This is a genomic window from Pedobacter sp. ISL-64, from assembly GCF_018613605.1.
Taxonomy (GTDB): domain Bacteria; phylum Bacteroidota; class Bacteroidia; order Sphingobacteriales; family Sphingobacteriaceae; genus Pedobacter.
In genome coordinates, this window is the sequence record NZ_JAGGPU010000004.1 from 200,954 (window position 1) to 214,601 (window position 13,648).

The window sequence follows — 13,648 nt, forward strand, 5'->3', positions numbered from 1 at the left end:
GTTAATTTTGTTTTGACGGACGGATAACTATATCCCCGATTTCAACATCGTTAGGTTGGCTTATCGCATAAATTACAGCATTGGCAATGGCTATGGGGTTGATGGCAATCTGTTCCATTCCTTTTTGAACAGCTGTTTTCATTTCTTTGTTTTTGATGTTGTCCGCAAAATCTGTTTTCACTAATCCGGGAGAAATGCCTGTGATGCGTATGTTTCCGTCTGACTCCTGACGAAACGCTTCTGCAATCGTGCGAATGGCATTTTTGGTTCCTGCATAAACGCCCTGCATTGTCACAATCTTTATTCCCGAAGTTGAAATGATATTGACGATATGTCCCGATCGCTGTTGTTCAAAAACGGGAATTGCAGCTGCCATCCCGTACAAAACGCCTTTAAGATTAATGTCGATCATTTCTTCCCAACCTTCAATATCCAGTTCGTCAAGGCGGCTTAATTGACTGACACCTGCGTTGTTTACAATGACATCCAATTTTCCGTGTTGCTCAACTGCTGTATTGACCAATCTAATTAGATCTGCTTTATTCCTCACATCAATTTGAGCAAATGTGGCTTTACCACCTTCGCTATTAATTTCTTCAACAATTTGTTGCAACTGTGCTGTTCGCCTTGCACCCAGAACAACCTTTGCACCTTTTTTAGCTAATTCCATGGCGATGGTTTTACCCATTCCGCTGCTTGCACCTGTAATGGCAACTATTTTTCCTTTAATATTTTTCATTGTTATTGGTTCTTATCGGTCTATTTGTTTTTCTAAAAATTCAGGATAGCGGTCGCCCACAAGTGTAATTCCATTGACTGTTGAGTCGATTTTTGCAAGTTCATCGGCTGTTAGTAAAATATTTGTGCTGCCGATGTTTTCTTCTAAACGATGCAATTTTGTAGTTCCGGGGATGGGTGCGATCCACGGCTTTTGCGCTAATAGCCAGGCCAATGCCAGTTGTCCTGTCGTAACATTTTTTTGTTTGGCAATTTCAGAAAGTGCTTCCACTAAAACCAGATTGGCCTTTATATTTTCTTCGTTGAAACGGGGAATAATATTTCTGCGGTCGATAGCCTCTAATTTTTTGTTGATGATGCCCGTGAGAAAGCCTTTGCCCAAAGGACTGAAGGGAACGAAACCAATCCCTAATTCTTCCAATGTTGGTATGATTTCATCTTCAGGCTCGCGCCAAAACAAAGAGTATTCGCTTTGCAATGCTGATACAGGTTGTACTGAATGGGCTTTCCGGATCGTTTTAGCACTTGCTTCCGATAAACCGAAATATTTCACTTTGCCCTCTTGTATCAGGTCTTTTACTGTCCCTGCAACATCTTCAATCGGGACATCAGGGTCAACTCTGTGCTGATAAAGCAGATCAATGTAATCTGTCTTTAATCTTTTTAGAGATGCTTCGGTAACTGCTCTGATCGTTTCGGGTCTGCTGTCTAATCCTACTGCAGGTCTGGCATCTTTGCAACCGAATTTTGTGGCGATTACTACGTCTTTTCTATAGGGTTGTAATGCCTCACCAACAATTTCTTCATTGGTGTAAGGTCCGTAGGCTTCTGCAGTGTCAAAAAATGTAATCCCGCTTTCAACTGCGTTGTGCAGTAGCGTTATGGCATCTTTTTTATCAAGACCTTTGCCATCCAGGAAATTTAAACCCATACAGCCAAAGCCCAATGCGGAAACTTCCAATCCGCTATTTCCTAATTTTCTCTTTTGCATAATTCTTTTTTGATTGTTTCTAACATTGAATAAATCTCAAGTACAAAACTCCTGATTGTCGTTCTGTAAAAAGTAGCCCAATTGGTAATTGTTGTAGTCAGATTGTCAATCGTTTTTAAATGCTGCAATAAGTCCTATACCTTAATCTAGAGATTTGATGGCTGTCAGACCATCAGCGGATAACTCAAAGTCAGATACATTGAAATTTTCGTTTGCCCTTTCACAGGGTGAAAGGGCAAATTGTATATTGGGATTGATATATTTTTTGATGCTTATGGCATTAGATTTTCCAGGGATTAGTTGCTGTTCAGAAAATTTGATCACTGGCAGACGGTTTTCAGTCTTTGCAAAGCTATCGGCAATGCATGCTCCCCTTTATGGTAAGAAATCATCTTGAATACTGATATTTATCAGTTTCATTGGGGCGGATTTATTTGGAACTTTGAGGGAAAGTTTTATGGTCTTACTTTAAATCGCTTTCCAGTTCTATTAGGTTTTGCTATTTATGATTTTAAACCGACCATATCACTTCTCTTTAGGACCGGATTATTGGAAGTAATTTATTTGGGCGCGATCAAATCTCATTATAATGCTTAGACACTTAGGAGCAAAAAGGACATATGGGCATAATCTCAGATTGGCAAGCCTGTTAGGCATGACTGCTGGTTTTGTCAATGCTGAAGGCTATCTTGGATTTAGCATTCTTACTACAAACGTAACAGGGCATGCTGCATTTTTTGCTGAAAGAATAGCCTTTCAGGATTGGGGCACAGTGCAGGTTATCGCGCTATGGATGATGCTTTTTCTTGGTGGTGCATTTATTTCAGGTCTGATCTTGTCCTTTACAGGTCATAACCAACGTTACTCTTATTCAATTCCCATTCTCATCGAGATCGGTGTACTGCTGTTTTCAGCATTTTACGGGGGAAGATACAGTGAAACACTTCTCTCAAAGGAGTTATTTGCTGGAAGTCTTCTTTTTGCCATGGGGATGCAGAATTCACTGGTGTCTATGGTGTCCGGCTCTGTCGTAAGAACTACCCATCTTACAGGTACTTTTACAGATCTGGGGATAGAACTGGCACAGGTTCTGCGTAATGAAGGCCAGGAGCGTAAAACTGTAAAATCGAAGATCAGGCTCCGACTTGCTATTATTTTCTTCTTCATGGCAGGGGCAATTGCAGGAGCTTATCTTTTCAAACATTTTGGATTCCCTTCTTTTTTTGCCCCGGTTGCGATTCTTGTTTTCGTATTGCTTTACGATGTATTCAGGATCAGGGCCAAAAGGTATTATAACAGGACCGCAGGCGCGGTGAAAAGGAGGATCGGACTGCATCTCTAGTTTACAGCCAACACCTATGGAGGCGACTGGGCAAAATGTATTTAATTTATCTTGAGCAGCCAAGCTGATAATTATCATTTTTCTCCATGATATTTTGTTGGAAAAAACAGCTCATTAGCCTATAATTTTGCTTTAGGTTTTGTTAAAGAGCCTGTATTGCCATGAGTGGGGATATCTCTGGAGCTTTTCAACACATAAAACATATGAACGAAATTTTTTATTTAGGATATGACCTGGAAAAAGCAGGTTACAATTTCCCTTTGAGTCCAGAGAAGAATGAGGAAAATGTAAGGCTCTTACACGGAATCGCCGGGGATTTTGTAAAAGTGTCCAAGGTCGGGGCAAGACTTGATGAGGAAGAACTAAAGGACCGATTGGTGCTCTTTGCGTCTTCGATAAACAACCTTCTTCCCATTGTTGTCTTATCGGTCAGTCAACAGGGTATTTTAAAGGAGGAGAACATCAATAGAGGGAGTACTGTTTTTAAACAGCTATTTGGAAGAAATACCTAAGGAAATCCTGCGCAGATGTATGGACCGTTTATCGTATTAGGATATGTGGTGGGCTGGCCGATAAAAAAGAATTAAGCAAATGATTGGAATTCCATTACCGGTATCGTATGGCCACAAAGTGTATACATTATATGTTATTTCATACGTGACTTCGTTGTTACTGGAAAATGAGATTTCGGTGGATATACTTCTTGAAGGTAAGAACCACAGACTGATCCTTAACCAGGGGCGTGTATGGAGGCAGAAGGTTGTTGAGGGAAGTATACAGATTGAACCTGGCCTGTTAGGCAGGCTAACGCAGATCATAGAATCCCGATGGCTCGGAAAATTAAAATAATCAATAGATGGTAAGGGCTTTTTAGCTTATACATAAACCAGGGGCCTGAAATGCAGATTTGATAATAGCCTTATATCGCTATCTGCCGGAACCAATTAAGATCAAGGCATGAACATGATAAATAAAATTTTCGAGAACGATCAAACATTCGATTGGCTCTATCCGGAGCATTTTCAACTGATATCCAAAAAACAATGGACCCCGATAGGCATAGCGCAGCAGTCTGCTGAATTTCTTGCCCTTCCCGGTTCAAAAGTGCTCGATATCGGTAGTGGTATTGGAAAATTCTGCCTTATAGCGGCAAAGCAGCACCCTGCAACCATGTTTTTCGGAGTAGAACAGCGGCAGGAACTGGTGCATTATGCAAATGGTGCAATGGAATTTCTCAAACTCGATAATCTGGAATTTGTTCATGCAAACATGACCCAGATAAACTTTAAGGCTTTCGACCATTTTTATTTTTATAATTCTTTTTTCGAAAATGTGGATTTTATGGGCAGGATCGATGATTCTGTAGAAACCTCGCTGGCTTTATATAAGTATTATACACGGTACCTAAGCGCAAATCTAGATAGGATGCCGCAAGGGACCCGGTTGGTTAACTATCAGGGGTCTGGCAAGGAAGTACCTGAAAATTTCACTTTGGTCAAGAGTACTTTTAACGGTCTTTTAAATATGTATGTCAAAAGCAACTGATTGATCATCCTGATTGTGCTTTTTATTATCGAATCCATAAACAAATGATAAATACCTACTTTGATCATGATATTCATTTTGATTATCTATATCCCGATCATATCCAACAACTTTCTAAGGTCCACTGGACACCGCTTGACATTGCAAGAAAAGCATCTGAATTTCTTTCTTATCCTGCCCATAAGGTGATGGACATCGGCTGCGGTGTTGGTAAATTCTGTCTGACTGCAGCGTTTTTTAATCCTGGGACATTTTTTTATGGTATAGACCAGAGAAGGGAACTTATCAGATATGCAAATGATACGAAGGAAAATCTTAATCTTTCTAACGTTGATTTCATTCATGGTAACATAACTGATGTAGACCTTAAGGAATATAAAAGTCTTTACTTTTTTAATTCCTTTCATGAGAACCTCAATACCGAAGGTGGAATTGATTCTACCGTCAACAAGAATCATGATCTTTACCGTTTTTATACCCAGCTGCTTTATAAGAAACTCGAGTTACAGCCAAAAGGCTGCAGATTGGTTACTTATTATACTGTAACAAGGCAAATCCCCCCTACGTATAAGGCCATTGCCCAGTGCTATCATCCTGAGCTCAAAATGTATATCAAAGGATAATTTTGACTTTAATGCGCTCACTTTGCGGAGATATGTCTGAAAAACATTACGGTGGCCTGGTTAAAAAAGGAAATTCTTAAAATAAAAGTTGATCTGGGATTGTGCCCAGAGATAGTCCCTGGTAGGGAAACGCCATTTAATGAATAATATAAGTCGTACCTTTATATATGAGCTTATCAGGAATTTTTCCCATTGATAAATGGAACTTCAGTACGCACTCGATATTAAATGTACTGACCGAAGAGGAGTATCGGTTCCTGATTTCAGCACAGGCTGAACAAAAATATGGAAAAGGAGAGGTAGTTTTCAGGGAAGGAGCTGTGCCTTCAGGGATTTACTTTATCCATAGGGGGAAGGTGAAAAAATATAAAGTGGATCATAGTGGGAGAGAGCAGATCATATATGTTGCTAACCAGGGAGAATTCATCGGTTACCATGCCGTGCTCTCCGAAGAACGGTATCCGGATTCGGCTGCTACCATAGAGGAGAGCGTTCTTAGCTTTATACCTAAAGAAGACTTTCTTCAGGTACTGAACAATTCGCCCCTGCTCACCTCACGTATGTTAAAGGCACTAAGCCATGAATATACAGTATTGGCGAACAGTATTTCTGTTTTTTCGCAGCGCTCGGCTATAGAACGGCTTGCAATAGCGCTCATTTTTCTCAGAGAAAAGTATAAACAGGATCTTAACACCGATGGAGAGATTCTGATCAATATCTCAAGAAATGACCTGGCTAACCTTGCCGGACTGGCGAAGGAGAATGTGATCCGGCTCCTCAAAGAGTTAAAGTCGGAGGATATCCTTTATACAGAAGGTAGAAAAATCTGGATTAAGAATATTGAAAAACTGATTGCTCGATCCAACTACCGTTAGTATTGTTTATCGTTCAATCAGCTATTCTCGAAGCGGCCGCTTTTCATGACAAGAATAATTTTATAGAAAATGAGCTGCAGAAGCAAACCCAGATCTTCAGCTCTTGTGGCGAGCCCATGCGAAGTGTGGTCCGGACGGGGTTCTGAAAAGGGCTGAATACGCGTTTTCAATGCTTCCATGCAATTACCCTTTTCCTCCATGTCTGAAATCTCCTCAAAACGTCCCCATGCAATCACGCTCTGCCAATTAAAAATGCTTTTGATCTCGTCAACCTGAAAGCATACCACAGGGTTTTTGCGCATGATGGAAATCTTTTTCCCCGCTACACTATGTGCAATAATTTTCTCTCCATCGTAATAATAGTTTATCGGAACAATATACGGAACGCCGTCATTACTGCATGCAATTCTGCCTGTAATCTGAGTGTTCAAAAGGTTTTCGATCTGTTGATCGTTTAGTTCTCCTAACATCGTAACAGATTATAATACAAAACTTCAGAATGTCTTCAGATTTCGTAAGTAGTTTCGTGCTAATGGATAAGGGCTTCACTATGTGCCCTGGTTGAGTTAAAATTTAAGGATTAGCTAAGCACTTTTTATAGAATAGAATTTTACAAATATTTTTCTGCCACTGCTCGTCGTTATCAAACGGTTATCCGCCGCGACATTGGTTAAGTATTTTAATGTATTGCTCATATTCACTATAAAAAGGCCATGAATAGCAAAAAGAAATTGAAAAGTTTTGGGACCAGCGCTACACCCTATACGCTGATTAACTGCCTTAGGCATGGAATGCCTTTCTCTGAAAATGTAAGATTACGGGATAAGTCAGCTTTGTGCTCATTAAGTCTTTGTCCTAACCAGCTAACAGAAACTATTTTAAATATTTATTCTTAGTTATGAAATTACTTTTGGTTTCCCTTTTTGGGTTGTTCGCTGTCCCAATATTGTGGATGGGGAATTTTTCTGAAGCACAAAAAGAAGCAAAAATTACACACAAGCGGATTCTGATCAATTTTTCAGGCTCCGATTGGTGCGGTCCATGTATCCGCCTACGCAAAGAGATTTTAGAATCCGAAAGCTTTGAACAATATGCCTCTGCGAATCTTTTATTGGTTAGGGCCGATTTTCCAAGGCAGAAGAAAAATCAGCTTTCAAAAGAACAGGTCAAACTCAACGAATCATTAGCGGATGTATATAACAGGGATGGCAAGTTTCCATACACGGTTTTGGTAGATGAGAATGGAAAAGTACTCAAAAGCTGGGATGGCTTCCCTGAGGAGCGCGCGCAAGCTTTCATTTCTGAAATTGATAAACTAAAAAAATAATCTCAAGATGGCTAAAGCTGTTTCTGTAAACCGGATACTCAAGCTCATGGGAAACCGCTTCGAGTTTACTGTCATTGCTGAAAACGGGCAGGCAGGTAATGGGGCGATAGATGCGGCGATAGCAGAGGTGAGGCGAATAGAACATCTGCTAACCACTTTCAGCGATCTTAGTCAGACCAGTCTGATCAATGAAAACGCAGGGTTAAAGCCTGTAAAGGTAGATAACGAAGTTATGGGGCTTATTGAAAGGTCGATCAGGATATCAGAAATTACCGATGGTGCTTTTGATATTACCTATGGATCGATAGATAAGCGGCTTTGGAATTTCGATCAAAACATGACCAGTTTGCCTGATGAAGCAACCGCATTGGCATCTGTTGGTCTCATCAATTACAGAAATGTGATCCTGAATAGGGAAAAATCGACCGTGTTTTTGAAAAATGTGGGGATGCGTATCGGTTTCGGCGGAATTGGCAAAGGCTATGCAGCCGATAAAGCTAAACTCATCCTACAGCAAATGGGGATAAACAGTGGAATTGTCAATGCTGCAGGCGATCTGGTTACCTGGGGTACACAGCTTAATGGCCATTCGTGGACAGTAGGTATCGCCGATCCGGAACAGACCGATAGGCCATTTTCTTCGCTTAAGATCAGTAATATGGCAATTGCCACTTCTGGCAGTTACGAAAAATATGTTACAATCGGTGGGAAGCGCTACTCGCATACGATCGACCCCAAGACCGGGCTCCCGGTAAGCGGTGTGAAGAGCGTGAGTATAATCTGTCCCAGTGCTGAGCTGGCAGATGCCCTGGCCACGCCAGTTGTGGTAATGGGTGTAAAAGTAGGGCTCGAGCTGATTAACCAGATTAAACACGTGGCCTGTATCGTAATCGATGATCATGATCGGGTATATACCTCAAACAATATTAATGTGATATAAATATGAAAAATTCCAGAACATTTTTCCTTTTAATGGTTACCGCAGTTTCGCTGGGCAGTCTGCTTAGCGCCTGTAGCAGCGTAAAGCCTTATCAAAAAAGTAAACTTAACGATGCCGACATGATTCTTTCGGCCCGCAAAGCCCAAAAATTTGAACAAAGTTTTCAGCTTTACCGCGAGGGTGCCTCGGGTGCCAACGGAGGCAAAAGCGGTGGTGGCTGTGGCTGTAATTAATGTGGCGAATTAGAAAATGAGAAAAATATATCTTCATGTGCTTTTCATGTACTTCGGTATCTTGAGCACTTATGCACAAACCAGGCCCGAGCCTGCAAAAGCAGATAGCAGTAAATATCAGTCACGGAAGTTAAAAGTTGATGAGATCAACCTGGTTTCGGCCTATTACCACCAGAATGGCAATAATTCTGCCGTTACAGGTGGTATCGGAACTGAGAAACTGAGCGATTTTGCCAACACCATCGATCTTCAAATGTCCAAGTTTAATAAAAGAGGTAAAAAAAATACCTTTCTTTTCGAACTCGGTGTAGATCATTATACTTCGGCTTCTTCTGATAAGATCGATCCCAGTACCATTTCTTCAGCTTCATCTGCTGATACCCGTATTTATCCTTCGTTAAACTGGACCCAATCTAATGAAGAAACCGGGAATTCATTCGGTTTTACAGGATCTTATTCAACAGAGTTCGATTACCAGTCGATGGGGGCTGCTTTCAATTTAACCCGTTTATCAAAAGACAAAAATACCCAGTTTGATTTTAAACTTCAGGCCTTTCTAGATCAATGGACGGTAATCTTACCGATAGAGTTGCGAACGGGAAATACCGGAAGAGGCGATGAGCAATATGATACTGCACCAAGGAATTCCTTTAGTGCATCCTTCTCCCTCTCGCAGGTCATCAATCAAAAATTTCAGGCTTCCCTGATTTTGGAACCATCTTATCAAAAAGGATTGCTGGCTACCAAGTATCAACGGGACTATTTTACAGATGGCTCAATGCGTGCTGAAACCCTGCCCGATAAGCGTTATAAGTTACCAATAGGATTGCGGATGAACTACTTTTTGAATGACCGTTTTGTGATCCGCACATTTTACCGATATTATATGGATAATTGGGGCATAAGGGCACACACGGCAGAACTTGAAATTCCTGTTAAGATCAATTCGTTCTTTTCTATAAGCCCATTTTATCGTTATAATAACCAGGTGGGAACCAAATACTTTGCACCTTATGGCCAGCATTCGCCATCGGATCAATACTTTACCAGTGATTATGACCTATCCACGCTGAGCAGTGATTTTTATGGTGCAGGTATCAGGTTTGCTCCACCTAAAGGCGTTTTCGGTTGGCAGAGATTGAATATGCTTGAGCTGCGATATGGTCATTACTCACGGTCAACAAGCCTGGTTTCCAATATTGTTAGTCTGAATCTAAAATTTAAATAGTGCTCAATAGCAGGTAGTTTATAGTAAATAGTTTGTTGGTTTTTCCTAATGATGTTAGATTTAGACTAGAAGGATCCTAATACTTTTGATAGAAAGGATCAAGTTTTCGTTCAAAGTTTCCCGTTTAAGGTATTTCTGACCCGAAAGCCTTAAACGGATTCACCTTATTTTATAACTCCCTCCACTTTTAATAATCCGATATTGGCTCAACAAGCAATGAAAGGTTTTTAGATATTGAAAGTAAACAGTTGATCGGTAACCCCTTGCTTTTTAATTATGGCGCTTAGCAAGAATCAGCTTCTGCTCAAGGTAAAGGGAATGACGGGATACATGGATCATCGGGCAAAGATCAGAGTTGTATTTTTCAAAAATTCCCTGGCCTGTCAGCACTGAACCTTAATTTCGGCAGGGTTAAAAATAACAACCCATAACCGACCTCTAAACATAGGCTGTCATGATGGTGATTCAAAAATAACACAGTGGGATCAGAGGAAACCATAGGACGGTCGGTGCAAACTTTGCTAGTAATATACCGATAGTCCAATCTCTCCAATATTGGATAACGTAAGCAAAATAACCCCTAAAATTACGGTTATTACGCTATGTTATGGAACCATTTGGTTTTGAAAAACTTCCTGAAATCATCCGTCAGTTATTTCAAAAGGTAGAACGGATCGAGGATATGGTATCAGATCTTAATCCGGTTGATGACGGATCTCATGACCTTTTAACTATAAAAGAAGCTGCTGATTACCTGAAGGTTTCTGTGCAATCCTTATACTCTAAAGTCAGTAGAATGGAAATCCCGGTAAGCAAGCCGGGCAGGCGGTTGTACTTTAGCCAGTCGGAACTCAAAAAATGGGTCGTAGCTTCCAGACGCAAAACCGCATCTGAAATCATTCAAGAATCACAGGGTAGAACTAATCATTTGGATAAAAAGGATATACTCTTTTAGCTTGTGCCATTTTTTTTTCTCTTTTATGTGCAGGATAAGAATACTCAGCCTTTTCTCTTGATCATCGGTGTTACTTTCATCTTCAACATCTTTAAGCATTATCCTGGCTGCTGCCTGGCGTTTGTTCTTATCCACTATTTTGGCATAGATTTCAGTATTTTTTAAGGAGCGGTGACCGAGCGGTTTTGATACTGTGTAAATATCGGTACCAAACTCAAGCTGAGGTTTAACAGTTCAGTACCAGCAAACGACTGGAGCTTGCAGATATCCTTCATTGGCAAAGAGTTACTCTGATGCATGAGACTAAACTGGAGGAATTGCCATATGCCGAACGTTAGGTGCGGTGATGTGAGAGGATAGGTTAGGGAAATAATCCCACCCTTCTTACTCGATTACCAGATTTTTGTAGCCGTGCGCTGTGGAAAAAATGCCGATTTTTATTCTGGGTGATATGGGTATCAATTTTTAAATTTGGATATGGGCTATACATTAAAGATCGGCCAGGCCATTACCTGCACAGATCCAGAAACTGGTATTGAACGTATCGACTGCGAAAAGGTTTTTATTGAGGATGCACCGGCGTTTGGTGAGGTGACCGATCACACCAATGTAAGGAAGCCTTCCTATTCGGCCTGGGAGGATCTTGCGACTGCGTCCGGGCTTTACGATTTTTTCTTTGATCCGGGTTATGGGCTATTGAACGCTCTGGATGGGGTGACTGTATTGTCTATAGTGCACAAAACCACTATCGATCAGGCGTGCGCCGATTACGCCCAAAAATATCCAACGGTATTTTCGGTAAAGGACGAAGCTTCTTTTAGCGCGGAGGATTTTTATTTTGAGCGGTTGAGGTGGCTTAAGTTCTGGATGGACTGGGCACTTGAGAACTGTAGCAGGCCAGTTTTCATGAACGAACAGTAAGGCTTTTTTCTGCCGTTTCCTTATCAATACCGGCAATGATCAACCTTGTTGGGAAGGGGGTATTTTAGTTTATTTGTTCACTATCGTCCTTTGTTTGTGATTGCGAACAACAATTCACAATTGCCTTACACACTACAATAGGAATTGCAGTGCACAGAGAAAACGAAGTCGCATTGATGTATTCTGGAGTTGGTTTAGATGTTATGGGAGAAGGTTATGAACATTTTAGCAATGAAAACAGAAATTTAATAGTAAAGGCATTTCCACGTAAACGACTTTAAGAAGAATATCATTCCGACCTTTTTTAACTACAAGCTCACTTAATTCATAAACAAGTTCTAATACGGCTTCAGCTTTGTCAAAAGGAATAATAGTTCCATGTTTTTCAAGAGATGCAATGAATTTTTTGATAGTGATAGACTTTTTCATGTTTTGATTTTCTAGTCGTGATTCTCTTATATGCTAATCCTGCTGAGTAATTAGCCTATAGTGCAGAATAATGACCTGAAATAAGGCACTAAATTTAGGTATTACTAACCAAAATAATAACCTTATGAGAACATTTAAACCAGTAATTCTGGCGCTTGCCTGTGCCACTGTGATGCAGTATAGCTGCAAGAAACAATCAACGGTAGAAACGCCCGTAGAAAAAATTGACAAATCTGTACAGCAGCAAAACACTACATCAGGAGGGGTGCAAATCATGTCTGTGCTCTTTAATGGTGATGCCTCCAACGGATCAGCCAATGTATGGAAAGACATTAACATTGAAGGTACAGGAACGGTAACCACTGTAAATGATGAAACGGGTACCCTAACCTGGAAATTTCTTAAACCTGCAAACAGCCACAGGACAGAAGGGCATGGCGCCAAAAACTACGAGGCACAGGATGGAGATGAAATATACATCGGTTGGACCAGTAAAATCTATATGCCAACAACATTAAAGACAGAGGCTATATTTCAATGGAAATCTTATCCAACTGACGGATCACTGCAAAATCATCCTTTGATGCTCAGAACCAAATCAGGAAACCTTGAATTACAACATTTCGACGATAACCATGTGGCCACAGTTCCTTGGTCTACCGCATTGGCCGTAAACACCTGGCTTAAATTCGTTATCCGGATGAAAGTATCGAGAGATCCCGCTGTGGGCTATATTGAATTCTGGTACAATGGCGTTAAACAAACCCTTGCAAACGGTAGTCAGCGGTTATATTGCAGAACTTTAGATGTCGATTACTGTGATCCGAAGTGGGGAGTTTACGGAGGTGATTCTTCACAGGTAACACATTTTGTTAAAAAAATAAGAATCGGTACATCTTACGCGGATGTAGCGCAATAACATTAATATCAGAAAAGACAAACTGTTCAGTTTGTCTTTTCTGATTCCCGCTGATCAGTTTTACCAGCTATGCCAAGTATTGCTTGAACCATTGAGCACCCTGGTGAAATTTCCTCCCTTTTCTCTTTCTTTAAATGTCTCATTGATTTATGGCATTCAATCCCTTCAGTGTTTAGGTAATGATTTCACTTGTAGGTATCTGGCCAGATAAGATGGAAATATTCCGGATAATGCCCGTCTGTTCGTCCTCTTTGGTTAAGGAATAAATTTTACTTATGGTTTGACAAAGTCCTGGACTGATGGATATTCCTTCTGTTTGTGACGCTTCACCTTCATTGTTGATACAGATGTTACTAATGATCAAATCATTAATATTTTCGATTCGGATCAAACCTGGAGCTTTCGGCTATTGGGCATTGTGGTAAAATGGTAATCTGGATTAAGTTCAGCATTTTATCCATTGTTGAAAAAATGGGTTTATCTATTAATAAATAGTGGTTTGGTTTCGGCAGCCTTATAGGCAGAAGGTTTAAAAAAGCAATCGGTTTATAAACGGTTGATACAGATTAATATTAAATCGAT

The 13,648-nt window shown here is 40.5% G+C and carries 17 protein-coding genes; 12 read left to right on the top strand and 5 right to left on the bottom strand.

The features are described 5' to 3' along the window. Position 1: 1 nt before the first annotated feature. Both J7E57_RS05550 and J7E57_RS05555 read right to left on the bottom strand, forming a co-directional pair. A complete protein-coding gene (locus J7E57_RS05550; protein WP_215125956.1) occupies positions 2–739 on the bottom strand; it encodes an SDR family oxidoreductase in 738 nt (245 codons plus the stop codon). A gap of 12 nt (positions 740–751) precedes the next feature. After that, positions 752–1,729 (bottom strand): aldo/keto reductase, encoded by a 978-nt coding sequence (locus J7E57_RS05555; protein WP_215125957.1) that lies wholly within the window; start codon positions 1,727–1,729, stop codon positions 752–754. A gap of 589 nt (positions 1,730–2,318) precedes the next feature. Here J7E57_RS05555 and J7E57_RS05560 point away from each other — a divergent pair. From J7E57_RS05560 to J7E57_RS05580, 5 genes are all read left to right on the top strand, one after another. Next, positions 2,319–3,071, top strand: a complete 753-nt coding sequence (locus J7E57_RS05560; RefSeq protein ID WP_215125958.1) for a YoaK family protein — start codon at positions 2,319–2,321, stop codon at positions 3,069–3,071. Positions 3,072–3,274: 203 nt separating this feature from the next. Beyond that, the gene (locus J7E57_RS05565; protein WP_215125959.1) at positions 3,275–3,583 is read left to right on the top strand and encodes a hypothetical protein; all 309 of its coding nucleotides are present in this window, start codon (positions 3,275–3,277) and stop codon (positions 3,581–3,583) included. A 445-nt stretch (positions 3,584–4,028) separates the two neighbouring features. After that, a complete protein-coding gene (locus J7E57_RS05570) occupies positions 4,029–4,616 on the top strand; it encodes a class I SAM-dependent methyltransferase (protein WP_215125960.1) in 588 nt (195 codons plus the stop codon). Positions 4,617–4,660: 44 nt separating this feature from the next. After that, positions 4,661–5,239: a methyltransferase domain-containing protein gene (locus J7E57_RS05575; RefSeq protein WP_215125961.1), complete on the top strand. Its 579-nt coding sequence runs from the start codon at positions 4,661–4,663 to the stop codon at positions 5,237–5,239. A gap of 167 nt (positions 5,240–5,406) precedes the next feature. Further along, positions 5,407–6,114: a Crp/Fnr family transcriptional regulator gene (locus J7E57_RS05580; RefSeq protein ID WP_215125962.1), complete on the top strand. Its 708-nt coding sequence runs from the start codon at positions 5,407–5,409 to the stop codon at positions 6,112–6,114. A 17-nt stretch (positions 6,115–6,131) separates the two neighbouring features. Here J7E57_RS05580 and J7E57_RS05585 read toward each other — a convergent pair whose 3' ends face one another. Next, positions 6,132–6,584, bottom strand: coding sequence for a pyridoxamine 5'-phosphate oxidase family protein (locus tag J7E57_RS05585; protein ID WP_215125963.1), 453 nt, complete (start codon positions 6,582–6,584; stop codon positions 6,132–6,134). Between the two features lie 428 nt (positions 6,585–7,012). Here J7E57_RS05585 and J7E57_RS05590 point away from each other — a divergent pair, with 428 nt between their 5' ends. The 6 genes from J7E57_RS05590 to J7E57_RS05615 all read left to right on the top strand — a co-directional run bounded on the left by J7E57_RS05590 (position 7,013) and on the right by J7E57_RS05615 (position 11,718). Beyond that, positions 7,013–7,441, top strand: a complete 429-nt coding sequence (locus J7E57_RS05590; RefSeq protein ID WP_215125964.1) for a thioredoxin family protein — start codon at positions 7,013–7,015, stop codon at positions 7,439–7,441. 7 nt (positions 7,442–7,448) lie between these two features. Continuing rightward, positions 7,449–8,381: an FAD:protein FMN transferase gene (locus J7E57_RS05595; protein WP_215125965.1), complete on the top strand. Its 933-nt coding sequence runs from the start codon at positions 7,449–7,451 to the stop codon at positions 8,379–8,381. 2 nt (positions 8,382–8,383) lie between these two features. After that, positions 8,384–8,614 (top strand): DUF4266 domain-containing protein, encoded by a 231-nt coding sequence (locus J7E57_RS05600; protein WP_215125966.1) that lies wholly within the window; start codon positions 8,384–8,386, stop codon positions 8,612–8,614. Positions 8,615–8,630: 16 nt separating this feature from the next. Beyond that, a complete protein-coding gene (locus tag J7E57_RS05605; protein WP_215125967.1) occupies positions 8,631–9,842 on the top strand; it encodes a DUF3570 domain-containing protein in 1,212 nt (403 codons plus the stop codon). 607 nt (positions 9,843–10,449) lie between these two features. Then, a complete protein-coding gene (locus tag J7E57_RS05610; RefSeq protein WP_215125968.1) occupies positions 10,450–10,797 on the top strand; it encodes a helix-turn-helix domain-containing protein in 348 nt (115 codons plus the stop codon). Between the two features lie 477 nt (positions 10,798–11,274). After that, on the top strand, positions 11,275–11,718 hold the full coding sequence (locus tag J7E57_RS05615; RefSeq protein ID WP_215125969.1) for a hypothetical protein: 444 nt from the start codon (positions 11,275–11,277) through the stop codon (positions 11,716–11,718). Positions 11,719–11,943: 225 nt separating this feature from the next. Here the strand turns inward: J7E57_RS05615 and J7E57_RS05620 are convergent, their stop codons facing one another. Further along, positions 11,944–12,147, bottom strand: coding sequence for a hypothetical protein (locus J7E57_RS05620; RefSeq protein ID WP_215125970.1), 204 nt, complete (start codon positions 12,145–12,147; stop codon positions 11,944–11,946). Between the two features lie 124 nt (positions 12,148–12,271). Here J7E57_RS05620 and J7E57_RS05625 point away from each other — a divergent pair, with 124 nt between their 5' ends. After that, positions 12,272–13,066, top strand: coding sequence for a heparin lyase I family protein (locus tag J7E57_RS05625; protein ID WP_215125971.1), 795 nt, complete (start codon positions 12,272–12,274; stop codon positions 13,064–13,066). Positions 13,067–13,238: 172 nt separating this feature from the next. Here J7E57_RS05625 and J7E57_RS05630 read toward each other — a convergent pair whose 3' ends face one another. Then, a complete protein-coding gene (locus tag J7E57_RS05630) occupies positions 13,239–13,430 on the bottom strand; it encodes a hypothetical protein (RefSeq protein WP_215125972.1) in 192 nt (63 codons plus the stop codon). Positions 13,431–13,648 lie beyond the last annotated feature (218 nt).